Genomic DNA, 26018 nt, shown 5'->3' with positions numbered 1-26018 from the left:
ACGAGTCATAGAGGGGGATGCATGCCACTGTCAGAGCAGGAGCAGCGTCTGCTGGACGAGATGGAACGCCATCTCATGAGAAACGACGCCGACGTCGTGACGGCACCGCAGCGTGCGCCCAGCTACCGCAACATCGTCTACGGAACGATCCTCGTCTTGGTGGGCATCGGCGCCCTCATCGCGGGCGTCGCCATCAACATCCCGACCCTCGGCATCGTCGTCGGCGTGATCGGATTCGCGATCATGCTCGGCGGTGTGATCCTCGCTGTCACCCCGTTGCGGGGTTCCGCACCGACGGTGACGTCGCCGACTGCGGCGTCGGCACGGCCTACGCCGCCCGCCGCCGGGTCGTCGTTCATGGATCGTATGAACGACCGATGGGACCGACGGAACGATCCGTCCTGACGCACTGCGCCTGACCCACCTCGCCTGATCGGGCTCTCCCGATCTCGCTCGAAGTCCCGAAAGCCCCGACTCCACGGAGTCGGGGCTTTTTTCGTTCCCCGGGCTGATCGGTGCGGGCGAGACGCCCCACTTCGCTCCACGCGGTCGGCATTTCCGGCGACGACGCGGGAATGTGCCGCATTTCGCCGTTCCCGGGGGGAATAAACGGCGCGGGGATAGTGAAGTGGAGCAGAGTGGAGTAAAGTGGGGGGTACTTCGCACGCCGGACGAAGGGGGGAGAGCGGATGCTGCTCGGCACGCACACCCCCAAGCTCGACGACAAAGGGCGGGTCATCCTCCCGGCGAAGTTTCGCGACGACCTCAGCGGTGGCGTCGTCGTGACCCGTGGGCAGGAACGCTGCCTCTACGTGTTCAGCGAAGCCGAGTTCGAGCGGGTTCACGAGCGCATCCGCGAGGCGCCGCTGAGCAACAAGCAGGCGCGCGACTTCTTGCGCATGTTCCTGTCGGGCGCGAGCGCCGAGAAGCCCGACAGCCAGAACCGCATCACCGTGCCGCCGGCGTTGCGCTCCTATGCCGGTCTCGAGCGCGAGCTCGTGATCACCGGAGTCGGTGCGCACGCCGAGATCTGGAACGCCGAAGCGTGGAACGCGTACGCCGAAGCCAACGAAGACACGTACTCCGAGATGGAGCAGGAGGTGATTCCGGGACTCTTCTGATCTTTGGCCGTGATGCCCCGCCGCTCGCCCTGACACACTTCCCCGGTGCCAGGTCGTCGCGGAGGGGGATCAGGGCCCAGGATCCTCGAAATCCCCCGTCATCATGAACGCTCGCGACCTCCACACCCCCGTACTCCTCGACCGCTGTGTCGAACTCCTCGCTCCCGCGCTCGAAAGACCCGGCGCCGTCTTCGTCGACGCGACGCTCGGCATGGGCGGCCACTCCGAGGCGTTCCTCGAGCGTTTCGACGCCGTGAAGCTCATCGGCCTCGACCGCGACACCGACGCGCTGCGTATCGCCGGCGATCGTCTCGCGCCGTTCGGCGACCGGGTCGCGCTGGTGCACACCGTCTACGACGGCATCGCCGAAGCCATCGCGTCTGCCGGAGTCGACCGTGTCGACGGCATCCTCTTCGACCTCGGTGTTTCATCGCTGCAGCTCGATGTCGCCGACCGCGGATTCGCCTACGCGCAGGACGCCCCTCTCGACATGCGTATGGACCAGAGCAAGGGCGTCACGGCCGCCGAGATCCTCGACACCTACGGTGAAGGCGCCCTGCGGCGGATCTTCGAGCGCTACGGCGAAGAGAAGCTCTCCGGTCGGTACGCCCGGGCGATCATCGCCGCGCGGGAGCAGGAGCCGATCCTCCGCTCCGGCCGGCTCGTCTCGATCCTCCACGACGCCACGCCCGCAGCCCTGCTGCACTCGGGTCACCCTGCGAAGCGCGTGTTCCAGGCGTTGCGCATCGAGGTCAACCAGGAGCTCGCCGTGCTCGAGCGTGCACTTCCCGCGGCTCTCGACGCGCTGCGCGTCGGTGGGCGGATCGTCGTCATGGCCTACCAGTCGCTCGAAGACCGGTTGGTCAAGCACGTGTTGGCGGACGCATCGGCCTCGACCGCTCCGCGCGGCCTCCCCATCGAACTGCCCGAGCACGCACCGCGTTTCCGCCTGCTGGTGAAGGGCGCGGAGCTCGCCGGCGAAGAAGAACGCGCGGAGAACCCGCGCGCGACCCCGGTGCGACTGCGCGCCGCCGAACGAGTGAAGGAGGCCGCATGAGCGATCTCGCCTACGAGCTGTTCCCGGCCTCCCCGCGCCGGGATGATTCGCCCGCGCGGCGGCTCCGACCCGTCGAGGCGCCGGCGCACCGACGTCCGAAGCTCGCCTACGGCATCATCGCCGTGGCGGGTGCGGTCGCCATCGCCCTGGCACAGATGGTCCTGTCGATCCTCACGACCCAGGGCTCGTTCGAAGTCGCGAACCTGACGCAGGAGCAGCGCTCCCTCAGCTACGAGAAGCAGATGCTGTACGACGAAGTCGCGGGCCTCGGTTCGCCCCAGTACCTCGCCGCCAACGCGTCTGCGCTCGGCATGGTCGTCGCCGACACCCCCTCCTACCTCCGGCTCAGCGACGGCGCGCTCATCGGGGCGGGTCAACCGGCCCCCGACGCGTCGTCGGTGGATGCGATCGGTCGCGGGGCGGTGCAGAACGCACTCATCGCCGACACACCGCTCGTGACGGCGCCCGACGCCACGATTCAAGGAGCGCCGATGGCCGAAGAAACAGCGACCGCCGATTCGACGACACCCCCGCCGATCGCCGACGGTTTGCCGACTCCGGCGACACGCTAGCTCCATGACGACGCGCAGCACTCGAAGCCCCCGCCGTCGCACGGTCGTCGCCCTCGCGGTGGTGCTGGCCATCCTCTCCGCCTTCGTGGTGCGCCTGGTCGACATCCAGGTGGTGAACGCCCGCGAGCACATCGACGACTCTCTCGCGCTCGGGTTCGCCGGAGCCCAGACCCTCTACGGTGCCCGGGGAGCGATCGTCGATGAGAACGGCGCGACACTCGCCGGCAGCATCCTTCTCTACGACGCCCAGCTCGACCCCATGCTCGCGAAAGACGGCGTGACGCGCACCGGCGACGACGGAGAACGCATCGAGGTCTCCTGGGCCGATCTCGCTTCCCAGATGGCACAGGTCACCGGGCAGACCGCCGAAGAGGTGGAGAAGGTCGTCACCGACGCCCTGGCTGAGAACCCCGGATCACGGTTCGCCTATCTCAAACGGGGCATCACGACCGAGCAGTTCCGCGCGCTCGCCGACCTCGGGGTGCCGTTTCTGACGTTCGTGCCGCACCCCGCCCGTACGTATCCCGACGGCGCCGTCGGGGGGAACCTCGTCGGCTTCGTCGGCACCGACGGCGCGCCGCTCGCCGGGCTCGAGAAGGCGCAGAACGATTGCCTCTCCTCCACCAACGGCACGCGCACCTATCAGCGCGGGAAAGACGGCGTCATCCTTCCCGGCACCCAGGTCGACGAACCCGCGGTCGACGGCGGCACCCTGCAGCTGACCGTGAACCGCGACCTGACCTGGTACTTGACTCAGCTGATCGCCGAACAGGCGCAGAACGTCGGAGCGAAGTCGGGCACGATCACCGTCGTCGAGGCCAAGACGGGCAAAGTGCGCGCCGCCGCGGAGTGGCCGACGGTCGACCCCAACAACTTCGAAGCCTCGATCTCGGACGACCGGTACAGCCGCATCTTCTCGGGATCGTTCGAACCCGGATCCACCTTCAAGGCGCTCACCGCCGCGATCGCCATCGACGCGGGCGGGAAGAACCCCGGGTCGACCGTCACCGCCGCCTCCAGGGAGACGTTCCCCAACGGGGCCACCGTGCGCGACCCCTCGGCGCACCCGACCAACAACTACACCCTGACCGGTGTCTTGATCGACTCGTCGAACGTCGGCATCTCGAAGTTCGGCGAAAGCGTGTCGGCTCAGACGCGATACGACTACTTGAAGAAGTTCGGCATCAGCCAGGGTGAGAACTTCGGCCTGGGCTCCGCCGTCGGCGAGCTGCGCACGCCCGACCAGTGGGACAACCAGACCTTCTACAACACGAACTTCGGGCAGGGCCTCACCACCACCGTGCCCGAACTCGTCGGGGCATATCAGACCATCGCCAACGGCGGCCTGCGCATGCCGCTGTCGATCGTCGAGGGGTGCACCGCGTCCGACGGCACCGTGTCCGAGACGCCCGACTCGGCGGGGGAGCAGGTCGTCGCAGAGAAGACCGCCGACGACGTGTCGCTCATGCTCGAGAACGTCGCCACGCAGGGCGGACTCGCGAAGTCGATCGCGATCCCCGGCTACCGTCTTGCCGTGAAGACCGGTACCGGTGAGAAACCCGATCTCGTGAACGGCGGCTACAAGTCCGGCGCGTTCTTCACCACCATGATCGGCTTCGCCCCCGCGGAGGACCCCCAGTACATCGTCGCCGTCACCCTCGACGAGCCCGTCACGGTAAAGTCGTCTGCGGCCAACGCGCCCGCATTCCAGAAAGCCATGACACAGGTTCTGAAGACCTACCGCGTCATGCCGTCGGAATCCGGAACCCCCGAGCTCCCCAAGTTCGGCTGACCGCAGAGCGGCCCGCACCTATGATCCCCCTCACTCTTTCGCAGCTCGCCGACGCCGTCGCGGGCGATCTCCGTCTTCACGGTCTCGATACGCCCGAGACCGTCGTCTCGGGCGCCGTCGACACCGACTCGCGCGCGATCGGCGAGGGCGGTGTCTTCGTCGCCAAACCCGGTGAGCACACCGACGGGCACCGGTTCGTCGATGCGGCCGTGGCCGCGGGCGCAGCGGTCGCCATCGTCGAACACCCGGTCGAAGCATCCGTCACCCAGATCGTCGTCGCCGATGCCGTCGGCTCGCTCGCCGATCTCGCCCGCGTCGTCGTCGCCCGCGTCCGCGATCGCGGAGATCTGCGCATCGTCGGGATCACCGGCTCCAACGGCAAGACGACCACGAAGAACCTTCTCGCGCGCATCCTCGAGGCCGAGGGCGAGACCGTCGCACCGCGCGCGTCGCTGAACAACGAGGTCGGTGCGCCGCTCACCATGCTGCGCGTGACCGAGACCAGCCGATTCCTCGTGAGCGAGTTCGGCGCCAGCGGCCCCGGCGAGATCGCTCGTCTCGCGGGCCTCGTGACCCCCGACATCGGCGTGGTGCTGATGGTCGGAATGGCGCACGCCGGCGGCTTCGGCGGCATCGAAGCGACCTTCGCCGCGAAGTCCGAGCTCGTCCGCGCCGTGCGCCCGGGAGGCCTCGCGGTCTTGAACGCCGACGACCCCCGTGTCGCGGCCATGGCACCGATCGCCGCCGAGAACGTCGTCGACGTCCGGTGGTTCGGACGAGGGGATGCTGCGGACGTCCGGGCGGTCGACGTGGAGGTCACCGCCTCCGGCACGCGCGCCGAGCTGATCGTCGACGGTGCTCCCTTCACCCTGCATCTCCGAGTCCTCGGCGAACACCACGTCATGAACGCCCTCGCGGCGATCGCAGCGGCCACGGCGCTCGGAGTCGACCCCGCCTCGGCCGTCGCGCAGCTCGAGACCGTCGAGCTCGCGGAGCGGTGGCGCATGCAACCGCTCGGTTCGGAGCGGGTGCGCATCATCAACGACGCGTACAACGCCAGCCCCGACTCGATGGCGGCAGCTCTGCGCACCCTCGCCCAGATCACCGCACCGGGCCAGCGCACGGTCGCCGTCCTCGGCGCCATGAACGAGCTCGGCGAGTTCACGGGGGAGGAGCACGACCGCGTCGGGCTGCTCGCCGTGCGTCTCGGCATCCAGCGCATCGTCGTCGTGGGCGATGACGCCCGCCGCATGTATCTCGAAGCGATCTCGCAGGGCTCGTGGGACAGCGAAGCGGTCTTCTTCTCGACCGCCGACGAGGCTTACGACTACCTCATGTCAGAGCTCCGCGACGGCGACCGCGTGCTGGTCAAGTCGTCGAACTCGGCGGGGCTCAGGTTGCTCGGCGACCGTCTGGGAGAATCGTTCTCGTGAGATCTCTCCTGACCGCGGCGGCGATCTCGCTGGCATTCACGCTCTTCCTGACGCCCGCCTTCTTGCGGTTGTTCCGCAAGTGGGGCTGGGGCCAGGTCATCCGCACCCCCGAGAACATCCACAACCCCTCGCACGGCGCCAAGCGCGGCACGCCGACCATGGGCGGCACGATCTTCATCGCCGGCACGATCGTGGGGTACTTCGTCGGGTCGTTCACGGGCAACAACCCGCCCACCATCTCGGGCATCCTCGTCCTGTGGATGATGGTCGGATTCGGTGCTGTCGGGTTCATCGACGACTACATGAAGCTTCGTCGGCAGCGCAGCCTGGGTCTCGAGGGGTGGCCGAAGGTCATCGGTCAGGTCCTCGTCACGGTTCCGTTCGCGATCGTCGCCCTCAACCTTCCGAACTCGGTCGGCCAGACGCCCGCGTCGGCCTACATCTCGGTCTTCCGCGACGTGCCGGGCCTGTGGTTCATGGCGCTCGGGCCGATCATCGGATGGCTGCTCTACCTCGCCTGGATCTCGCTCATCGGCGTCGCCTCGTCGAACTCGGTCAACGTCACGGACGGTCTCGACGGCCTCGCGGCCGGGTCGGGCATCTTCGTCATCGGGGCCTACAGCCTCATCGCCTTCTGGCAGGTGCAGCAGGTCTGCACCAACGTCGCCTCGGCCGTGCAGTCCGCCTGCTACGGCACCCGTGACCCGTTCGATCTCGCGATCATCTCGGCATCTTTCGTCGGGGCGCTCGTCGGATTCCTCTGGTGGAACGCCCCGAAGGCCAAGGTCTTCATGGGTGATGTCGGCTCGATGGCCATCGGCGGCGTCATCGCCGCGATGGCGATCCTCACCCGCACCGAGCTGCTCCTCGTGCTGGTCGCCGGCGTCTACGTCATCGCGTCAGGATCGGTCATCTTGCAGCGCCTGTACTTCAAGATCACGCGCGGCAAGCGCCTGTTCCTGATGAGTCCGTTGCACCACCACCTCGAGATGCGCGGCTGGTCCGAGATCACGATCGTCGTCCGCATGTGGATCATCGCCGGCCTCCTCGCCGTGTCGGGCGTCGGGTTCTTCTACGTCGAGTGGCTCTCCCGCGCATGACCGCGGAGCGGCTCGATTCGCTGACGAGCTGGCGCGCCGACTGGCGGGGCCTGCGCGTCGCGGTGCTCGGCCTGTCGGTCACGGGGTTCTCGGTCGCCGACACGCTGGCCGAACTCGGAGCCGATGTCCTCGTCGTCACGGAATCCGCCGACGAGGAGTATGCCCGACTGCTGCCGGTCATCGGGGCAGGGCTCCACGTCGGCCCGCTGGACGCGGTGCCGGCCGCGCTGATCGAGTTCGCGCCGGATGTCGTGGTGGCTTCGCCGGGTTTCTCGCCGCAGCATCCGGTCATCTCGTGGGCACAGCAGTCCGGCATCGCGCTGTGGGGCGACGTCGAGCTCGCTTGGCGCGTGCGCGACAAGGTCGTCCGCGCCGACGGCCGCCCGGCCGAGTGGGTGCTCGTCACGGGAACGAACGGCAAGACGACGACCACCCGCCTCGCCGCGACGATGATGCAGCGAGGAGGGCTGCGCGCAGCGCCTTGCGGCAACATCGGGGTGCCCGTCCTCGACGCGGTGCGTGATCCGGCGGGCTTCGACGTGCTCGTGGTCGAGCTCTCGAGCCACCAGCTCTGGTATCTCGGTCTGCAATCCGGGCCCGATCCGCTCTCACCTCATGCCTCGGTCTGTCTGAACCTCGCCGACGACCACCTCGAGTGGCACGGGTCGTTCGCGGCCTACCGTGACGCCAAAGCAGTCGTGTACCAGCACACGCGCGTGGCGTGCGTCTACAACAAGTCGGATGCCGCCACCCGTCTGATGGTCGAAGAGGCCGAGGTCGTCGACGGCGCGCGCGCGATCGGATTCGACCTGGGCGTGCCCGGGCAGAGCGACATGGGCCTCGTCGACGGCATTCTCGTCGATCGCGCCTTCCTCGAGGAGCGGAGCACTTCGGCGCTCGAGATCACCACGGTCGCCGATCTCGCCGCACAGGGCCTCGCCGCACCCCACGTCGTGTCGAACATCCTCGCCGCGTCAGCGCTCGCCCGCTCGCTCGGCGTCGAACCCCACGACATCCGCGCGGCCTTGAGCGATTTCGCCCTCGACCCGCACCGCATCCAGATCGTCGCCGTCGCCGAAGGGGTGACCTGGGTGGACGACTCGAAGGCGACGAACCCGCATGCGGCGGCGTCGTCGCTCGCGGCCTACCCCGGAGCGGTCTGGATCGTGGGCGGGCTGCTCAAGGGCGTCGACATCGGCGCGCTGGTCGCCGCTCGTGGCGCGGTCGCCAAGGCGGCCATCGTGATCGGCGTGGAGCGCACCGAGATCGTCGCGGCGTTCGCGCGACACGCCCCGGGGGTCCCGCTGTTCGAGGTCGACCACGCCGAGACTGAAGACGTCATGGCACGGGTCGTCGAACTGGCGGCAGACGTCGCCGGGGACGGAGACGTCGTGCTTCTCGCCCCCGCGTCGGCGTCGTTCGATCAGTTCACCTCCTACGCAGACCGCGGCCGGCGTTTCGCCCAGGCCGTGACCGATCGGATCGAGAACGGGAAGGCGCCGCGTGACCGCGATCATCCCGCCGAAGACGCCCCCGGCCAGCCAGGAACCGTCTGACCCACGCCGTCGAGGACTCGCCGCGCGCGTCTCGCTGGGCAAGGTGTTCGCTCCCGTGCCGAGCGAGTTCCTCCTCATCGCATCGACAGCGTTGCTCCTGACCGGCTTCGGGCTCGTCATGGTGCTCTCCGCCACGTCGGCCCTCAACGGGGGAGCGGACCCGTACGAACACGTGATCAAGCAGGGCGTCTTCGCGCTGCTCGGCGTGCCCCTCATGTTCATCGCCAGCCGCATGCCCGTGAGCTTCTGGCGCAAGATCGCCTGGCTCGCCCTGATCGGCGCGACCGCCTTCCAGCTGCTCGTCTTCGTTCCCGGCCTGGGTGTCGAGTCGTACGGAAACCGCAACTGGGTCGTCATCGCCGGGTTCCAGTTCCAGCCCGCGGAGTTCCTCAAGATCGCCCTGGCCCTCTGGATGGGTGCCGTGCTGTTCCGCAAGCGCACGCTGCTGACATCGTGGAGCCACGTGTTCATCCCGATCGTGCCCGTCGGCATCATGGTCATCGCGACGGTGCTGGCCGGACGCGACCTCGGAACGGCGATGATCCTGGCGCTCATCGTGCTCGCCGCCCTGTTCTTCTCCGGGGTGAAGCTGCGCATCTTCATCCTGCCGGCCATCGCCGCGCTCGGAGCCGTCGCATACTTCGCGGTCAGCAGCCCCAACCGCCTGGCCCGCATCATGAGCTTCCTCAACGCGGGCACGCTCGACTGCTACTACAACGACTGCTATCAGGCGCTCCACGGCGTGTGGGGCCTCGCGGGCGGTGGAGTGTTCGGCCTGGGCCTGGGCAACTCGCGCGAGAAGTACGACTGGCTGCCGGCGGCGGCGAACGACTACATCTTCGCCATCGTCGGAGAAGAGCTCGGCCTGATCGGCTGCGCGGTGGTTCTCGCGCTGTTCGCCCTCTTCGCCGTCGGCGCGTTCCACATCATCCGCAAGACCGACGACCCGTTCGTCCGCATCGTCGCCGGTGCCATCACGATCTGGATCGTGGGCCAGGCGCTGATCAACATCGGCGTCGTGCTGCGGGTCCTGCCCGTGCTCGGCGTGCCGCTGCCGTTCATGTCGCAGGGCGGCACCTCCTTGCTCTCGGTTCTGGTCGCTTGCGGGGTACTGCTGTCGTTCGCGCGCTCGCTGCCCGCCCGCGCGCTCTGATCGCGCGGCCGGGTTCGCCTCACGGCGGCGGTTAGGGTCGAAGGGTGACGACGTACCTTCTCGCCGGCGGTGGCACGGCCGGCCACGTGAACCCCCTGCTCGCCGTCGCCGATGGGCTCCGTGCTCGCGACCCCGACGCCATCGTGCTCGTCCTCGGCACGAAAGAGGGGCTCGAGGCACGCCTCGTCCCGCAACGCGGCTACGAGCTGCTCATGGTCGACAAGGTGCCCTTTCCCCGACGGCTGGATGCGGCGGCCGCGGCCTTCCCGAATCGGTTTCGGCGCGCTGTCGCCCAGGTGCGCGAGCACCTTCGCGGCCGGGGCGTCGACGTCGTGGTGGGATTCGGCGGATACGCCTCGGCCCCCGCGTACGTCGCCGCCCGCCGGCGCGGGGTTCCGTTCGTCGTGCACGAAGCCAACGCGAAGCCGGGTCTGGCGAATGTGCTCGGCGCGCGCGCTGCCGCCGGCGTCGGCGTCGCATTCGAGGGCACGTCGCTCCGCCGCTCGAGCGTGGTCGGCATGCCGCTGCGGCGCGAGATCGTGGATCTCGACCGCGAAGCCCTCCGGGCCGAAGCCGCGACCCATTTCGGGCTCGACCCCGCCCAGAAGACCCTGCTCGTCTTCGGCGGCTCGCTCGGTGCGCTCCGGCTCAACGAGGCGTTCGGCGGGGCGTGGCGAGATGTGCTCGACGCGGGATGGCAGCTGCTGCACGTGACCGGCGAACGCTCCGAACTGCCCGATCCCGGAGTCACCGGCTACGTCGTCCGCCGGTATGTCGACCGCATGGACCTCGCCTTCGCCCTGGCCGACCTCATCGTCTCGAGGTCGGGGGCCGCCACCGTGAGCGAGATCAGCGCGCTCGGGATTCCGGCCGTGTACGTGCCCTACGCGGTCGGGAACGGGGAGCAGAGCCTCAACGCCGCTTCCGCCGTGCGCGCGGGCGCGGCATCCCTGATTCCGGACGGCGAGTTCACCCCCGATCGTGTGCGCTCCGAGGTCGTGCCGCTTCTGGCGAACACCTCGCGGCTGACGGCGATGCGCGATGCCGCAGCATCCGTCGGCACACGTACCGGCACAGAGAGCGTGATCGCGATGATCGACCGCGCGGTGGCGCGCTGACGCGCCGTCAGACCGCGGTGGGCGAACCGCCGTTCAGCGCGGACGTGGCGAGCGCGATGGCCTGATCGGTGCTCACGCGCAACGCGCGCATCTGCTCGGCGAACGTCGCGGCGGCGCGCTGAGCCTGCTCGAGCGCCGGGTCGCCCGAGAACGCGACGAAGGTGCCGTTTCGTCCGCGGGTCTCGATGATGCCGGATGCTTCGAGCTCGCGGTACGCCCGAGCGACCGTGCCGGGTGCGAGGCCGAGATCTTCGGCGAGGCGACGGACGGTCGGGAGCCGCGAACCCGCGGCGAGGTCGCCCGAAGAGACGTCGGCCACCAGGCCGGCTCGCAGCTGCTCGAACGGGGGGACGGGGGAGCGGGGGTCGATGACGATCATGCGAGAGCTGTTCCTTCGTGGCGCTGCACCGCGGGGTGGGTGAGGTGGGCGGGGTAGAGCGCGGCGGGGAGACGCTCCGAGGCCGCGGTGAACAAGAACGGGAGCAGGAACATCCCCCACCACACAGGGAAGGCCGGCAGCGAAGTGGCGCCCCGGGGCCACGATGCGTCGAGCCACAGCGACGCGGTGCAGGTGATCACGAGCGCGGTTCCCAGGGTCATTCCCAGGCGCAGATTGTTCAGCGCATCCGCGCGGAAGAGGTCGTCCCACGCTAGCTCGAGCGAGTCGGCGGCGGGCTGAGGCTGCGCGAGCACCCTGTGCTCCGCCCACCGGCCCGCAGCCGAGACGATCACGGCGAACACCGCGGCCGCCGCGACGAGCGCGAGCCCCGTCGGTGCGAATCCACGCGTCGGGGCCGTCGCGAAGATCGCCACGACGCTCGCCAGCCCGACCCCGAGCAAGACCCAGGGGATGAAGCGACGCCACGGACCGACGTAGTCCGACCGGCGGAGCGGGTGGGTGCGCGCGATACGGGGTGCGGTCGGGGCGGGGGAGAAGAGACGCTCCCGCACGGTGACGATCGCCGTCGACGCCGTGAGCGATCCCCACACGATCAGCATGGCCGCGAACCCGACGGAAGACCCGTCCAGGCCGAGCGGAACGAGGAGGATCCCCGACGCCACGACGGCGATGGCGATCAGGCTGCCCCAGAGGTTGGCGCGGAAGATCGATCGTGCCCGCGCCGCCACGTTGCGTGCGGTCTCGTCGGAGCCGAAGGGGAGTTTCGCTCGCACCGAGATCCGGTGCGCGCGTCCTGCACCCCAGTCGCGCTGACGCGTGACGCCCAGCAGCGTGACGGGGATGAGGGAGAACGCCACCATGACGACGGCGAGGAACACCTCGGTGGGGATGGTCGTCACTTCGGAGGGGGCGGCCGACAGCATGGGACGATCGTGTCAGCTCTGTACCAACGTGTCAACACAATCCGCGACTCTAGGTCGCCCCGCGTGACTACCCCGCGTGCCGCCGGTCCGCTCTCAGGAGGGCCGACTTAGGATTGACGCGCCATGATCAGACCCGACCTCAGCCTGCCCATCCCCGAGAGCATCGAGGCGGCCCATTTCATCGGGATCGGCGGCTCCGGCATGTCGGGTCTGGCGCGCATGTTCCTCGCCCGGGGCATCCGGGTATCGGGTTCCGACCGCGCCGACAGCCCCGCGCTGCGCGAGCTGGCGGCCCTCGGTGCCCGCGTCTTCGTCGGCCACGACGCAGCGCACCTGGGTGACGCCGACACGGTCGTGCACACCGGCGCCATCTGGCCCCAGAACCCCGAGTTCGCCGTGGCCAAAGAGCGCGGCCTGGCGGTCATCCACCGCTCGCAGGCCCTGCACTGGCTGATCGGGGGAGGGCGCCTCGTCTCGGTCGCCGGTGCACACGGCAAGACGACCTCCACCGGCATGCTCGTGACCGCATTGCGGCACCTCGATGCCGACCCGACCTTCGTGAACGGCGGCGTCATCGCGGATCTCGGCGTTTCGAGCGGCACGGGCTCCGATGAACTGTTCGTCATCGAGGCCGACGAGTCCGACGGAACGTTCGAGCTCTACGACACGTCGATCGCGCTGATCACGAACGTCGACCCCGACCACCTCGACCACTACGGCTCCGACGACGCCTTCTACGACGCGTTCACCCGCTTCGCCGATGCGGCGAGCGAGGGTGTGGTCATCTCGTCCGACGACGCCGGAGCCCGACGCGTGCGGGAGGGGATGCAGCATCCGCACGTCCTCTCCTTCGGAGAATCGGATGCCGCGGATCTTCGCGTGGGCGGGATCGAGACCGACGGTCCGGTCACGTTCTCGCTGACCTACCGGGGAGTCACCGTCTCGGCCGCACTCCGCGTTCCCGGAGCGCACAACGCGATCAACGCGGCGGGCGCCGTCGGTGTGCTGCTGCAGCTCGGCTTCGACCTCGAACCCGCGGTGCGCGCGGTCGAACTCTTCGGCGGCACCGCCCGCCGGTTCGAGCTGCACGGCGTCGAGCGCGGGGTGAGCGTCTACGACGACTACGCCCACCACCCGACAGAGGTCGCCGCCGCCCTCTCTGCCGCGCGCACCGTCGTCCGCGCGGGGCGGATCATCGCCCTCCATCAGCCCCACACCTACTCCCGCACCGCGGCGATGTACCGAGAATTCGCCCAGGTGCTCGAGTCGCACGCCGATCACACGGTCGTTCTCGACGTCTACGGGGCACGCGAAGATCCGGTGCCGGGCGTGACGGGCGAGCTCGTCAGCAACGCCTTCGCCGACGCCTCGCACGTGCACTACGTCGCGGATTGGCAGGCTGCCGCGGACTATGCCGCTGCGGCCGCCCGCGACGGCGACTACATCGTCACCCTCGGCTGCGGAAACGTGAACCTCATCATTCCGCAGGTCATCGAGGCGCTCAGCAGGATCGAACCCGCCGACAGCGAGAGCTGACCCGCGTGCGACGGCCACCCCCGCTTCCCCCGCCCCCGGAGCCGCGCACGCCGGCGGAGCCGCCCCCTCCGTCGATCGACCCGTCGTTGATCAACCCGATGTTGCTCGACCCGTCACGGAGCGACCCCTCGTCTCCCGGCGACCGGGAGAGCGACACCGGCGCCGTTCTTCCCTTCGCCCCGATGCAGCGGCGGCCGGCGCCCATCGATCCGTCGCTGCTCACTCCGCCGATCGAGACGACGGATGCTGCCGACCTCGGCCTCCGTGACGTGTGGCGCGCATCGCGCGCGCGTCGCCGGGCCCTCCGCGCCGAGGTCCGTCGGTTCACGGTGCGCCAACGCCGCCGCCGTATGGTGTGGCTCGGTGTGCTGGGCGCCCTCGTCCTCCTGGTCGCCGGAACCGTGGCGGCGGCGTACAGCCCGCTGTTCGCCGTGCAGCGGATCGAGGTCATCGGAACGACGACGCTTGACCCGAACGCCGTCGCCGACGCGCTCGCCGATCAGCTGGGCACGCCGCTGCCGTTGATCGACGACAGCGAAGTGAAGGCCGCGCTGGTGACGTTTCCGCTGGTCGAGTCGTACTCGCTCGAGGCTCGGCCGCCGAACGACCTCGTGGTGCGGATCGTGGAGCGACTCCCCGTCGGCGTGCTGCAGTCGCCCGCCGGTTTCACGGTCGTCGACGCCGCCGGCGTCGCGCTGTCGACGAGCGCGGAGGCGCCGGCCGGTCTTCCGGTCTTCGACATCCGCGGGGGTGTCGACTCCGATGCGTTCCGTGCTGCGGGGCAGGTCATGCGGTCGCTGCCCGACTCGATCCGAAGCCAGGTGACCGCCGTCACCGCGTCGACCCCCGACGATGTCGCCTTCACTCTGGGTGGCACGAACACGCAGGTCGTCTGGGGAAGTGCGGAGCAGTCCGCGCTCAAGGCGGTCGTGCTCGAGAAGCAGATGATCGGCCGGCCTGCCGATGGCGTGCGTCTTTACGACGTGTCGACTCCGGCCGCGGTCGTCGTCAGCTGACCTTCCCCGCGCGAGAACGCGCTCTGAGAGTCTCCGACCCGCTGTTCGGTGCGGCCGAAGCGTCCGCCCGGCGGCTTCATTTCTCGGATTTGTCGCGACACGCCCGCCGCCTGACCGGCCCTCGACGGAGGCGCGCATACCTTCAAGAAAAGGAATTGCATACCGGGCAATTCTTTAACCCTTTAGCTCAGGTTTAGGGTTTCGGGTTCGACACAACGGAGGCCGGCATGAGCCAGAACCAGAACTACCTCGCCGTGATCAAGGTCGTCGGCGTGGGCGGCGGCGGCGTCAACGCGGTCAACCGCATGATCGACCTCGGCCTGCGCGGTGTCGAGTTCATCGCGATCAACACCGACGCGCAGGCGCTGCTCATGAGCGACGCCGATGTCAAGCTCGACGTGGGTCGCGAGCTCACTCGCGGACTCGGCGCCGGCGCCGACCCCGAGGTGGGTCGCCGTGCGGCTGAAGACCACGCCGAAGAGATCGAAGAGGCGCTCTCCGGTGCCGACATGGTCTTCGTCACCGCCGGCGAGGGCGGCGGAACGGGCACGGGCGGCGCCCCGGTCGTGGCGCGCATCGCGAAGTCGATCGGCGCGCTCACCATCGGTGTCGTCACGAAGCCCTTCTCGTTCGAGGGTCGCCGTCGCCAGAGCCAGGCCGAGGCGGGTGTGACGAAGCTCAAAGAAGAGGTCGACACCCTCATCGTCGTGCCGAACGACCGTCTGCTCGAGATCAGCGACCGCGGCATCTCGATGATCGAGGCCTTCGCGACGGCCGACCAGGTGCTGCTCGCCGGTGTCCAAGGCATCACCGACCTGATCACGACCCCGGGGCTCATCAACCTCGACTTCGCCGACGTCAAGTCGGTGATGCAGGGCGCGGGATCTGCTCTGATGGGCATCGGCTCGGCGCGCGGCGCCGACCGTGCCATCAAGGCCGCTGAACTGGCTGTCGAGTCGCCGCTGCTCGAAGCATCCATCGAGGGCGCGCACGGTGTGCTGCTGTCGATCCAGGGCGGGTCCAACCTCGGAATCTTCGAGATCAACGACGCTGCCCAGTTGGTGAAAGAAGCGGCGCACCCCGAGGCGAACATCATCTTCGGGACCGTCATCGACGACACCCTCGGCGACGAGGTGCGCGTGACGGTGATCGCCGCGGGCTTCGACGGGGGCGGCCCGTCGCTGCGGCTCGACCCGGTCATCGAGCAGCAGCGCACTCCGGTACCGCCCGCGCTCCCGGCCGTGGCGGCAGAAGACGCGTCGCGCGATCGTGACAGCGTCCCCGAAGAGAAGCAGCCCGTTCCCGTGGCCGCGAAGGTGTCGGAGCCGGCGTACGACTCGGCCTTCGGCGACGACGACCTCGACATCCCCGACTTCCTGAAGTGATCCCGGTGTGCGGGCCGTCCGACGAGGGCGCCCCGCACGGCCAGATGGAGTGACGTGGACGATCAGCTCGCCGAACGACTCGCGTCCGTCGATGCGCGCATCGCGGAGGCGGCGCGCGCGGCGGGGCGTGAGCCGAGTGAGATCACGCGCATCGTCGTGACGAAGTTCCACCCCGCGTCCCTCGTCGAGGCGCTGCATGCCCTCGGTGTCCGCGACGTCGGTGAGAACCGACAGCAGGAACTGACGGCGAAGACGAGCGAGGTCGGGAGTCTCGAGGGACTCGCGTGGCACTTCATCGGTCAAGCGCAGACCAATAAGGCGCGCGCGGTGAGGGAGGCGGCTTCGGTGGTGCACTCCCTCGACCGGGCGCGGCTCGCCGATGCTCTGGATGCTGCAGAGCATCCCGAATCCGATGTGCTCGACGTCCTCGTGCAGATCAACCTCACCGACGACACCGGTCGCGGGGGAGTGGCCCTCGACGGCGTCAGCGCCCTCGCCGAGCACGTCGCCGGTCGTCCGTCGTTGCGACTGCGCGGCGTCATGGCCGTCGCGCCGCTCGATGAAGAGCCCGCCCGCGCCTTCGAGCGGCTCGCGAAAGCGAGCGAGGACGTGCTCGCGGTCGCGCCCGACGCCGGGTGGATCTCGGCCGGTATGACCGGAGATTTTCCCGAGGCGATTTCGATGGGTGCGACACACCTGCGGATCGGCTCGGCAATAACGGGTCCGCGCCCTACTCGCGGATAGCCTCATAACAGACGAGCGAACGGAGGATGCGATGTCGAACCCGCTCAAGAAAACCATGGTGTACCTGGGCCTCGCCGACGAGGAGGAGACGTTCGATGAGCCGGCACCGCAGCCCACGAACCGCAAGCAGCAGCCCCATGCGGTCGAAAAGACCGCGCCGGTGACGCCGCTTCACCGTCCGACCGTCGTGCGCCAGCCGACCGCCGGGCCGATCAGTGAGATCCTGACCGTCCACCCCAAGCAGTACCGCGACGCGCAGACGATCGCCGAGAGCTTCCGCGACGGCATTCCGGTGATCATCAACCTCTCGCAGATGTCAGACGCCGACGCGCGCCGCCTCATCGACTTCGCGAGCGGACTGTCGCTGGGCCTGTACGGGCGCATCGAGCGGGTCACCAGCAAGGTGTTCCTGCTCTCGCCCGAGAACGTGGCGGTTTCCGGCGAAGGTGCTCTGGCTCAGGCTGATCCTGAGGCGACGCCGTTCGCGCAGACCTCGTTCACCGCGTAGTCGACAGTGCAAGTAGTCGGCTTCGTCGCCTCGATTCTCAACGTGCTGTTGTTCGGGTACGTTCTCGTGCTGCTGGCGAGACTCGTGCTCGAATACATCCCGATGTTCAACCGGACATGGCGACCGACCGGTGCGGGACTCGTCGCGGCGGAGTTGGTGTACACGGTCACCGATCCGCCGATCAAGCTCTTCCGCCGCTTCATCCCGCCCCTGCGGATCGGTCCGGTTGCGATCGACTTCGCGTTCATGCTGACGATGCTGCTGTGCTTCGTCCTGCTGAGCGTCACCCGCGCCCTCGCGGCCTGACACCGAGCCTGCCGGCTCGCCGGCCCCACGTCGCACGCTTCGACATGCCGTTGAGGCTGAGACTATGCTGGTCCGAAGCGGCACGCGGAGGTGTGCCACCCCCGACATCGGCCCCGCGATCAGATCTCTCGAAAGAGGAACCACCATGGCATTGACACCCGATGACGTCGTCACCAAGCAGTTTCAGCACGTCCGCTTCAAAGAGGGTTTCGACCCCGACGAGGTCGATGACTTCCTCGACGAGATCGTCGTGGAATGGCGCAAGACGATCGCTGAGAACGACGAGCTGAAGGCGAAGCTGGCCGCGTTCGAGTCCGGCGAATCGGCGCCCGTCGCGGCGATCGACAGCGTTCCCGAGGCTGACGGTCACTCCGGTGCCGAAAACGTCGTCGAAGCCGACGTCGTCGAAGAGGTTCCCGCACCGACCCCCGCTGCTGCTCCGAGCGAAGCGCCGGCCGCAGCATCCGCCGGCATCATCGAACTGGCCCAGCGCCTGCACGACGAGCACGTCGCCGACGGTCGCGCCCAGCGCGACCAGCTCATCTCCGACGCCCAGTCGCAGGCCGCCAGCATCGTCGCCGAGGCCGAGGCCAAGGGTCGCGACGAGATGGCGCGCCTCGACCGTGAGCGCGCCACCCTCGAAGCGCGTATCACCGAGCTCCGCACCTTCGAGCGGGACTACCGCACCCAGCTGCGCAGCTACATCGAGGGCAAGCTCCGCGACCTCGACACGACCGCTACGCCGTCGGGTTCGACCCCGGTATCGGCGATCGGCCTCTAGGCCGGCTCGGTGCCACACCGAGCTCCTCTGCGTAAGGCGGCGGCCGGTGCCATCATCGCGATTCTCGCGGTGCTGGTGCTGGCCGCCGACCAGTTCGCGAAGTACGCCGCCATCGAGAACCTGCCGCCCGAGCGTGCGGTTCCGGTCCTCGGCGACTTCTTGCAGTTCTACCTGATCCGAAACCCCGGTGCGGCGTTCTCGCTCGGCGAGGGCGTGACCTGGATCTTCACGATCGCGCTGGCGGCCGTCGCCGTCGCCATCGTCTGGATCGCCGCGACGCGACTACGCTCCCGCGCGTGGGCCATCGTCCTCGGCCTGCTGCTCGGTGGCGTGCTGGGCAACCTCACCGACCGCCTGTTCCGCGAGCCGGGGTTCGCTGTCGGTCACGTCGTCGACTACATCTCGACCCCGTGGATGATGCCGGCGATCTACAACATCGCCGACATGTTCATCGTCACGATGATGATCGCCGTCGCGATCATCGTGCTCGTCGGTCTTCGGTTCGACGGTACGCGCGAGCCCCGTAAGGGGTCTGACGCTACGGCTGAAGCGGAGGGCTCCGACACGGAGTCCGCGGCGCCGGTCAGCGGCGACGACAGGCTCGTCGATCCCGACGCGACGACCGGGCGCTGAGCGTGGAGTCTCGCGCGCTCCCCGTTCCTGACGGGCTGGACGGTACACGCGTCGATGCCGCGCTCGCGAAGATGCTCGGCTTCTCACGCACTTTCGCGGCCGAAGTCGCCGATGCCGGCGGTGTGGCGCAAGACGGGCGCACGGTCGGGCGATCGGACCGACTGCGCGCCGGTTCGTGGGTGAGCGTGGAGTGGACGCCCCGTCGCGAACCCGAGATCGTCCCGACCGCGGTCCCCGATCTCGGCATCGTCTACGACGACGACGACATCGTGGTGGTCGACAAACCTTCGGGTGTCGCCGCGCATCCGTCGGTCGGATGGGAGGGGCCGACCGTGCTCGGCGCCCTCGCCGCCGCCGGGTTCAGGATCGCGACGACCGGCGCCGCGGAGCGTCAGGGCGTGGTGCACCGCCTCGATGTCGGCACCAGCGGACTCATGGTCGTCGCCAAGAGCGAGCACGCCTATACGGTGCTCAAGCGCGCGTTCAAAGAACGCGAGGTCGAGAAGATCTATCACGCCGTGGTGCAGGGCCACCCCGACCCGCTCGCCGGCACGATCGATGCACCGATCGGTCGGCACCCCACCCACTCGTGGAAGTTCGCCGTCACGCCGTCGGGCAAAGACTCCGTCACGCACTACGAGACGATCGAGGCGTTCCCCGGCGCCTCCCTCCTCGAGATCCACCTCGAGACCGGGCGGACCCATCAGATCCGCGTCCACATGGCCGCCCACAGGCACCCGTGCGTCGGGGATCCGTTGTACGGGGCTGATCCCACCCTGTCGGCGAGGCTCGGACTCGTCCGCCAGTGGCTGCACGCGCGACAACTGGCCTTCGCCCACCCCGCCACCGGCGAATGGTCGACCTTCAGGTCGGATTACCCCGAAGACCTCTCCCGCGCGCTGGAGATCTTGCGCGCCGACTGAGCCGTTCCGATGACCGATGGCCGGATGCTGCGAGGTCGGGCATTCTGGGGTCATGTCGATCGATGTTCGGCCCGCGCGTTCTGTGGCCGACATGCGCACCATGGTGGGTCCGAAACGCGCGGACGCGAACGTGTGCTGGTGCCTGAGCTACCGCATCCCTGCGAAGCAGAACCGAGAGCTGGTGGGGCCGCTGCGCGGGGAGTTCGTCGCAGAGCTGTGCCGGCAGCCGGTCGCCCCGGGCGTATTCGCGTACGACGGCGACGAGGTCGTCGGCTGGGCGGCCGTGGCGCCCCGAGCTGATACCTCTTTCGCGCGCAGCACGAAGATCCCGCACATCGACGACATCGACGTGTGGGCGATCTGGTGTATCCGCGTCCGGCCGGGTCACCGTGGGCAGGGGATCTCCCACGCTCTTCTCGAGGGTGCCGTCACCTTCGCCCGCGACCAGGGCGCGCCCGCGGTCGAGGGCTATCCCGTCGACAACCGCGGCGCCAAGGTCGATCTCACGATGGCGTACGTGGGAACGAAGAACCTCTTCGTGAAAGCCGGTTTTGCACAGGCGGCCGAGACATCGTCGGTGCTCGCGGGTTTCCCGCGCGTGCTCATGCGCCGCGATCTGAGCTAGTCGCGCTGTTCGAAGCGTGCTTCGCCGCGCTCGTCGAGAGCCGAGGCGATGCGTGCCCGCATGTCGTCGTCGACGCCGGCCGACCCGATATCGGACAGCGGGTACCAGCCCACCTCGGTCATCTCTGCGTCGACGGGGAACGGGTCGCCCGACACCCACGAGCAGCGGAACGTGAGGTCGAGGTAGTCGCTCTGGTCGCCGTTGTCGTACGTGACGCGCGGGATCTGGTGCACCCACGTGAGGCGGGCGGCGCGGACGACGAGGCCCGCTTCTTCGAGCGCCTCGCGGCACGCCGCATCCGCCGGCTCCTCACCCGGGTCGACGATCCCTGTGACAGGCGTCAGCGCTCCGTTGTCGGAGCGGCGTCCGAGAAGCACGTCGTCGCCGCGGATGATCACGGCGGTGACACCGACGAGCGGAAGCGGGCGGGTCCCGACGAGTTCGCGGAGTTCGAGGATGAAATCGGGAGTGGGCATGCGGCCACGCTACCGGTGCACCGAGCTCGTGTCGGAGCTCGAACGTAGACTCGGGACGTGGCAGCCGACTCCTTCGTTCACCTTCACGTGCACAGCGAATACTCCATGCTCGACGGGGCCGCGCGCATCGCTCCGATGGTGCAAGAGGCGGCGCGTCTCGACATGCCCGCCATCGCCGTCACCGACCACGGCAACACGTTCGCCGCGTACGAGTTCTACAAGACGGCCAAAGATGCGGGCATCAAGCCCATCATCGGCATCGAGGCGTATGTGACTCCCGGCACGCACCGGGCCGACAAGGCGCGGGTGCGGTGGGGAACGCCCGAGCAGCAGAGCGACGATGTCTCCGGTTCCGGTGCGTACACCCATATGACCCTGTTGGCCGAGACCACCGAGGGCATGCACAACCTCTTCCGGTTGTCGTCCAAGGCCAGCATGGAGGGCTACTACTTCAAGCCGCGCATGGACCGCGAGCTGCTGCAGAGATACTCCAAGGGCCTCATCGCGACGACGGGCTGTCCGTCGGGCGAGGTGCAGACGCGCCTCCGGCTCGGGCAGTACGACGCCGCGAAGGCGGCGGCCGCCGAATTCCAAGACATCTTCGGCAAAGAGAACTACTTCGTCGAATTGATGGACCACGGGCTCTCGATCGAGCGTCGCGTGATCGGCGACCTCCTCAAGCTCTCGAAAGAGCTCAACATCCCGCTCGTCGGCACGAACGACCTCCACTACACCCACCAGCACGACGCCACGAGCCATGCGGCACTGCTGTGCGTGCAGTCGGGTTCGACCCTCGACGACCCGAAGCGGTTCAAATTCGACGGCGACGGGTACTACGTCAAGTCGGCCGCAGAGATGCGCCAGGTCTTCCGCGACCAGCCTGAGGCCTGCGACAACACCCTGCTCATCGCCGAGCGGTGCGACGTCGAGTTCAACACGTCGGCGAACTACATGCCGCGCTTCCCGGTGCCCGACGGCGAGACCGAGCAGTCGTGGTTCGTGAAAGAGGTCGAGAAGGGGCTCGAGTTCCGTTACCCGAGCGGCATCTCGAGCGAGGTACGGGCTCAGGCCGAGTACGAGACCGAGGTCATCGTGCAGATGGGCTTCCCCGGCTACTTCCTCGTCGTCGCCGACTTCATCAACTGGGCCAAGAAGAACGGCATCCGCGTCGGTCCCGGCCGTGGCTCGGGTGCCGGCTCCATGGCCGCGTACGCAATGGGAATCACCGACCTCGATCCGCTGCAGCACGGGCTGATCTTCGAGCGGTTCCTCAACCCCGACCGCGTCTCGATGCCCGACTTCGACGTCGACTTCGACGACCGCCGCCGTGGCGAGGTCATCCAGTACGTCACCGAGAAGTACGGCAGTGAGCGTGTCGCGCAGATCGTCACCTACGGAACGATCAAGGCGAAGCAGGCGCTGAAAGACGCCGGACGCGTGCTCGGATTCCCCTTCAGCATGGGGGAGCGGCTCACGAAGGCGATGCCGCCGGCGGTCATGGGTAAAGATATGCCGCTGGGCGGCATGTTCGACAAAGACCACCCGCGCTTCAAAGAGGCCGCGGAGTTCCGCACCCTCATCGAGACCGACCCCGAGGCCAAGACCGTGTTCGACACGGCGGTGGGGCTCGAGAATCTGAAGCGCCAGTGGGGCGTGCACGCGGCGGGCGTGATCATGTCGAGCGAACCGCTCGAAGACATCATCCCCATCATGAAGCGCGAGCAAGACGGCCAGATCGTCACCCAGTTCGACTACCCCGCGTGCGAGGCGCTCGGGTTGATCAAGATGGACTTCCTGGGGCTCCGCAACCTCACGATCATCAATGACGCGCTCGACAACATCGAGGCGAACCGGGGCCACCCGCTCGTTCTCGAAGAGCTGCCGCTCGACGACCGCGGCGCGTACGACCTCCTGACGCGCGGCGACTCGCTCGGCGTGTTCCAGCTCGACGGCGGCCCGCTCCGAAGCCTCATGCGTCTCATGCGTCCCGACAACTTCGAAGACATCTCGGCGCTCATCGCGCTCTACCGCCCCGGCCCGATGGGTGCGAACTCGCACATCAACTACGCGCTGCGCAAGACGGGACAACAAGAGGTCACGCCGATCCATCCCGAGCTCGAAGAGCCGCTGGCCGACATCCTCGGCACGAGCTACGGCCTGATCATCTACCAGGAGCAGGTGATGGCGATCGCCCAGCGGGTGGCCGGATTCACCCTGGGCGAGGCCGACATCCTCCGGCGTGCGATGGGCAAGAAGAAGAAGTCCGAGCTCGACAAGCAGTACGCGGGCTTCGAAGGCGGCATGAAGAAGAACGGCTTCAGCGAGGCTGCCGTCAAGACGCTGTGGGACATCCTGCTGCCCTTCTCGGACTACGCCTTCAACAAGGCGCACTCGGCCGCCTACGGCATGATCTCGTACTGGACCGCCTACCTGAAGGCGCACTATCCCGCCGAGTACATGGCCGCACTGCTCACGAGCGTCGGCGACTCGAAAGACAAGATGGCGGTCTACCTCAACGAGTGCCGCCGCATGGGCATCAAGGTGCTGCCGCCCGACGTCGGGCAGTCGATCCGTTACTTCGCGGCCGTCGGCGAAGACATCCGTTTCGGCCTGGGCGCCGTGCGCAACGTCGGGGCGAACGTGGTCGACGGCATCGTCGCCGCCCGTGCCGACGGCGCGTTCACCTCGTTCCACGACTTCCTGACCAAGGTCCCGGGGCCCGCGGCGAACAAGCGCACGGTCGAGTCGCTGATCAAAGCGGGTGCGTTCGATTCGCTCGGTGCAACGCGACGGGCTCTTCACGAGATCCACGAAGACGCGACCGAGGCCGCCGTCGACATCAAGCGCAAAGAAGCGACCGGGGCGATCGGCTTCGACTTCGACAGCCTGTACGACGCCGCCGAAGAGGCGGTGCCCGCGAAGGTGCCCGATCGTCCGGAATGGACGAAGAAAGACAAGCTGGCCTTCGAACGCGAGATGCTCGGCCTCTACGTCTCGGATCACCCGCTCGCGGGTCTCGAGATGCCTCTCGCCAAGCACGCGTCGATCAGCATCCACGACCTGCTCGCCTCCGACGACGTCGAGGACGGCGATCAGGTGACCGTGGCCGGACTCGTCACGAGCGTGCAGCACCGCGTCGCCAAGGCGAGTGGTAATCCCTACGGCATGATCACGGTCGAAGACTTCGACGGGGAGGTCACCGTGATGTTCATGGGAAAGACCTACCAGGAGTTTTCGCCGGTGCTGGTGCAAGACTCGATCCTCGTCGTCCGCGGACGCGTGTCCCGACGCGACGACGGACTCAACCTCCACGCCCAGACGGCATTCTCGCCCGATCTGGGTGCGGTCGACGCCTCGGGCCCGTTGGTGCTCCTCATGCCCGAGCAGCGCGCGACCGAGGCGCTGGTCACCGACCTCGCCGAGGTGCTTCAGCGCCATCGCGGCGAGACCGAGGTCACGCTCCGGCTGCATCGCGGGTCTGCCGCGAAGGTCTTCGAGGTGCCGATGCCCGTGCGGGTGACCGCTGACCTGTACGGCGAACTCAAGGGGCTGCTCGGGCCGAATTGCCTCGGCTGACCGGTGAGCGCGGTCATTGCCGCGCCATCGCGACGGCTGTGGTCTCGTGCGACGCGCGGAGTCGCGTTGACACGGGCTTCGTAGGACGCCACCGCTAGGATCGGACGGCGCGCACCCCCGGCGCGTCAGGGGAGAGGACCATCGTGACCGACGAGAATCTGGACGACAGGACACTGGCCGACACGACCGCGGAAGAAACCGCGGCCGAGGTCACCGACGAACCCGGTACGGAGGCGCCGCCGCAGTACGGCGTCGGACCGTTCTCCATCCGCGAGGTCGCCCTCGGCGGCGTGTGGCTCATCGCCTTCGTCGTGTCGTTCTTCCCCGTCAACCTGATCGTCGGCCCGGCCGCGGCCCTCATCGGCGGCGCGAACGTCTGGGTGTCCGGCCTGTCATGGATCCTCGCCATCGGCGTTCCGACGGTGGCGGTGTTCCTCGTCATCTTGCGTCGACTGTCGCCGCAGGGCATCCCGCGCGTCGGTTCGCTCGGCATCGACCAGTTCGCCTCCGTCGCCTTCTCGGTCGCGGCGATCTTCTGGCTGCAGCTGGTCTGGGAGACCGTCGCCATCTCGGTCGAGACCGGTGCGTGGGTTCGTTCCTGGGTCATCTGGGTCGAGCTGTTCGTGATGCTCGCCGGTGTCGTCCTCACCGTCTTCGCCCCCTTCCTGCCGGCGCTCGAGCAAGACTTCCAGGACCGCCGCGAGATCCCCGCACACCGCAACGCGCGCCCGATCCGCCCCGTCGTCGCTCGCCCGAAGGCCCCGCGCCCCGCCCGTCCCGAGCCCGCACCCGTCGCCGCCGCGCCGGCCGGTGAGTACTCCCCGCAGCCGTACGACTCGGGCGTCGTCCACGACCCCTCTGCTGCGCCGGCTCCCGCCGCGGAGCACGAGACCGGGTCGTACGACATGGGTTCGTACGGAGCCTCGCCCTCCGACACCGGTGCGCAGGTGAGCCCCACGGCAGACACCGGTTCGTACGGCACCGACGTCTTCGCGCCGCTCGACAACTCCGAGCCGCAGACCGCGACCGAGGAGTGGGCCCCCGCGTCCGACGACACCGTACGGACGACGCAGATCCCGGCGCAGTCGCAGCAGGCTTTCTGGGCTCTCGCTCCGGTCGAGCGCGACATCGTCGACGACTACGGCTCGCCCTTGTTCCGCATCGGACCCACAGCCTGGGCGCTCGTGATCGAGGACCGCGGCGAGGCCTTCGTCGTCCGTCACGAAGACGGCCGGGTCGGCTTCCTGCACGATCTCACCGGCGTCACGCGCGGCTGAGGCGGGG

25 protein-coding genes are annotated in these 26018 nt (G+C 68.4%); 22 read left to right on the top strand and 3 right to left on the bottom strand.

Annotation, left to right across the window (positions count from 1 at the left end; all coding sequences use genetic code 11):
* Positions 1-21: 21 nt before the first annotated feature.
* The 10 genes from ACFXQA_RS12140 to ACFXQA_RS12095 all read left to right on the top strand — a co-directional run bounded on the left by ACFXQA_RS12140 (position 22) and on the right by ACFXQA_RS12095 (position 10902).
* Positions 22-405, top strand: coding sequence for a DUF3040 domain-containing protein (locus ACFXQA_RS12140; protein ID WP_394520096.1), 384 nt, complete (start codon positions 22-24; stop codon positions 403-405).
* Positions 406-689: 284 nt separating this feature from the next.
* Positions 690-1121 (top strand): division/cell wall cluster transcriptional repressor MraZ, encoded by a 432-nt coding sequence (gene mraZ, locus ACFXQA_RS12135; RefSeq protein ID WP_394520094.1) that lies wholly within the window; start codon positions 690-692, stop codon positions 1119-1121.
* A gap of 103 nt (positions 1122-1224) precedes the next feature.
* Positions 1225-2178, top strand: a complete 954-nt coding sequence (gene rsmH, locus ACFXQA_RS12130) for a 16S rRNA (cytosine(1402)-N(4))-methyltransferase RsmH (RefSeq protein WP_394520093.1) — start codon at positions 1225-1227, stop codon at positions 2176-2178.
* A complete protein-coding gene (ftsL, locus tag ACFXQA_RS12125; protein ID WP_394520092.1) occupies positions 2175-2750 on the top strand; it encodes a cell division protein FtsL in 576 nt (191 codons plus the stop codon). The genes rsmH and ftsL overlap by 4 nt, the downstream gene beginning before the upstream one ends.
* Before the next feature lie 4 nt (positions 2751-2754).
* Entirely contained in the window at positions 2755-4542 is a 1788-nt protein-coding gene (locus tag ACFXQA_RS12120; RefSeq protein WP_394520091.1) for a peptidoglycan D,D-transpeptidase FtsI family protein, read from the top strand.
* A 20-nt stretch (positions 4543-4562) separates the two neighbouring features.
* Positions 4563-5975 carry a UDP-N-acetylmuramoyl-tripeptide--D-alanyl-D-alanine ligase gene (locus ACFXQA_RS12115; protein WP_394520090.1) on the top strand — a complete coding sequence of 471 codons (1413 nt, stop codon included), beginning with the start codon at positions 4563-4565 and terminating at the stop codon, positions 5973-5975.
* Positions 5972-7075 (top strand): phospho-N-acetylmuramoyl-pentapeptide-transferase, encoded by a 1104-nt coding sequence (gene mraY, locus ACFXQA_RS12110; protein WP_394520089.1) that lies wholly within the window; start codon positions 5972-5974, stop codon positions 7073-7075. Before ACFXQA_RS12115 ends, mraY begins: the two co-directional genes overlap by 4 nt.
* Positions 7072-8631 (top strand): UDP-N-acetylmuramoyl-L-alanine--D-glutamate ligase, encoded by a 1560-nt coding sequence (gene murD, locus ACFXQA_RS12105; protein ID WP_394520232.1) that lies wholly within the window; start codon positions 7072-7074, stop codon positions 8629-8631. The genes mraY and murD overlap by 4 nt, the downstream gene beginning before the upstream one ends.
* Positions 8579-9784 (top strand): putative lipid II flippase FtsW, encoded by a 1206-nt coding sequence (gene ftsW / locus ACFXQA_RS12100; protein ID WP_394520088.1) that lies wholly within the window; start codon positions 8579-8581, stop codon positions 9782-9784. Before murD ends, ftsW begins: the two co-directional genes overlap by 53 nt.
* A 44-nt stretch (positions 9785-9828) precedes the next feature.
* Positions 9829-10902 (top strand): UDP-N-acetylglucosamine--N-acetylmuramyl-(pentapeptide) pyrophosphoryl-undecaprenol N-acetylglucosamine transferase, encoded by a 1074-nt coding sequence (locus ACFXQA_RS12095; RefSeq protein WP_394520087.1) that lies wholly within the window; start codon positions 9829-9831, stop codon positions 10900-10902.
* 7 nt (positions 10903-10909) lie between these two features.
* On the opposite strand, the gene ACFXQA_RS12090 is transcribed toward ACFXQA_RS12095, so the two are convergent.
* Complete coding sequence (locus ACFXQA_RS12090) at positions 10910-11281, bottom strand: GntR family transcriptional regulator (RefSeq protein WP_394520086.1); 372 nt, start codon at positions 11279-11281, stop codon at positions 10910-10912.
* Positions 11278-12225 (bottom strand): hypothetical protein, encoded by a 948-nt coding sequence (locus ACFXQA_RS12085; RefSeq protein WP_394520085.1) that lies wholly within the window; start codon positions 12223-12225, stop codon positions 11278-11280. The genes ACFXQA_RS12090 and ACFXQA_RS12085 overlap by 4 nt, the downstream gene beginning before the upstream one ends.
* A 123-nt stretch (positions 12226-12348) precedes the next feature.
* Between ACFXQA_RS12085 and murC the strand changes: the two genes are divergently transcribed.
* The 10 genes from murC (at position 12349) to ACFXQA_RS12035 (ending at position 20682) form a co-directional block, all read left to right on the top strand.
* Positions 12349-13761, top strand: a complete 1413-nt coding sequence (gene murC, locus ACFXQA_RS12080; protein ID WP_394520084.1) for a UDP-N-acetylmuramate--L-alanine ligase — start codon at positions 12349-12351, stop codon at positions 13759-13761.
* A 5-nt stretch (positions 13762-13766) separates the two neighbouring features.
* Complete coding sequence (locus tag ACFXQA_RS12075) at positions 13767-14777, top strand: FtsQ-type POTRA domain-containing protein (RefSeq protein ID WP_394520083.1); 1011 nt, start codon at positions 13767-13769, stop codon at positions 14775-14777.
* 227 nt (positions 14778-15004) lie between these two features.
* Positions 15005-16162, top strand: coding sequence for a cell division protein FtsZ (gene ftsZ, locus ACFXQA_RS12070; RefSeq protein ID WP_394520082.1), 1158 nt, complete (start codon positions 15005-15007; stop codon positions 16160-16162).
* Positions 16163-16216: 54 nt separating this feature from the next.
* Complete coding sequence (locus tag ACFXQA_RS12065) at positions 16217-16906, top strand: YggS family pyridoxal phosphate-dependent enzyme (protein ID WP_394520081.1); 690 nt, start codon at positions 16217-16219, stop codon at positions 16904-16906.
* Positions 16907-16937: 31 nt separating this feature from the next.
* Positions 16938-17414, top strand: coding sequence for a cell division protein SepF (locus tag ACFXQA_RS12060; protein ID WP_394520080.1), 477 nt, complete (start codon positions 16938-16940; stop codon positions 17412-17414).
* Between the two features lie 6 nt (positions 17415-17420).
* Complete coding sequence (locus ACFXQA_RS12055; protein WP_394520079.1) at positions 17421-17720, top strand: YggT family protein; 300 nt, start codon at positions 17421-17423, stop codon at positions 17718-17720.
* A gap of 145 nt (positions 17721-17865) precedes the next feature.
* Positions 17866-18501, top strand: coding sequence for a DivIVA domain-containing protein (locus tag ACFXQA_RS12050; protein ID WP_394520078.1), 636 nt, complete (start codon positions 17866-17868; stop codon positions 18499-18501).
* A 9-nt stretch (positions 18502-18510) separates the two neighbouring features.
* The gene (gene lspA, locus ACFXQA_RS12045) at positions 18511-19134 is read left to right on the top strand and encodes a signal peptidase II (protein ID WP_394520077.1); all 624 of its coding nucleotides are present in this window, start codon (positions 18511-18513) and stop codon (positions 19132-19134) included.
* Between the two features lie 2 nt (positions 19135-19136).
* Positions 19137-20057 (top strand): RluA family pseudouridine synthase, encoded by a 921-nt coding sequence (locus ACFXQA_RS12040; protein WP_394520076.1) that lies wholly within the window; start codon positions 19137-19139, stop codon positions 20055-20057.
* Positions 20058-20109: 52 nt separating this feature from the next.
* A complete protein-coding gene (locus ACFXQA_RS12035; RefSeq protein WP_394520075.1) occupies positions 20110-20682 on the top strand; it encodes a GNAT family N-acetyltransferase in 573 nt (190 codons plus the stop codon).
* On the opposite strand, the gene ACFXQA_RS12030 is transcribed toward ACFXQA_RS12035, so the two are convergent.
* Positions 20679-21158 carry an NUDIX hydrolase gene (locus ACFXQA_RS12030; protein WP_394520074.1) on the bottom strand — a complete coding sequence of 160 codons (480 nt, stop codon included), beginning with the start codon at positions 21156-21158 and terminating at the stop codon, positions 20679-20681. The two genes, ACFXQA_RS12035 and ACFXQA_RS12030, sit on opposite strands and share 4 nt — an antisense overlap.
* Positions 21159-21263: 105 nt before the next feature.
* On the opposite strand from ACFXQA_RS12030, the gene dnaE reads away from it, so the two are divergent.
* Both dnaE and ACFXQA_RS12020 read left to right on the top strand, forming a co-directional pair.
* On the top strand, positions 21264-24734 hold the full coding sequence (gene dnaE, locus ACFXQA_RS12025; protein ID WP_394520231.1) for a DNA polymerase III subunit alpha: 3471 nt from the start codon (positions 21264-21266) through the stop codon (positions 24732-24734).
* 143 nt (positions 24735-24877) lie between these two features.
* A complete protein-coding gene (locus ACFXQA_RS12020; protein WP_394520073.1) occupies positions 24878-26011 on the top strand; it encodes a hypothetical protein in 1134 nt (377 codons plus the stop codon).
* Positions 26012-26018: the final 7 nt, after the last annotated feature.

The organism is Microbacterium shimangi, from assembly GCF_043556445.1.
Taxonomy (GTDB): Bacteria; Actinomycetota; Actinomycetes; order Actinomycetales; family Microbacteriaceae; genus Microbacterium.
The sequence above is the reverse complement of the archived record's forward strand: the minus strand, read 5'-3'. Positions and strand labels throughout refer to the sequence as shown.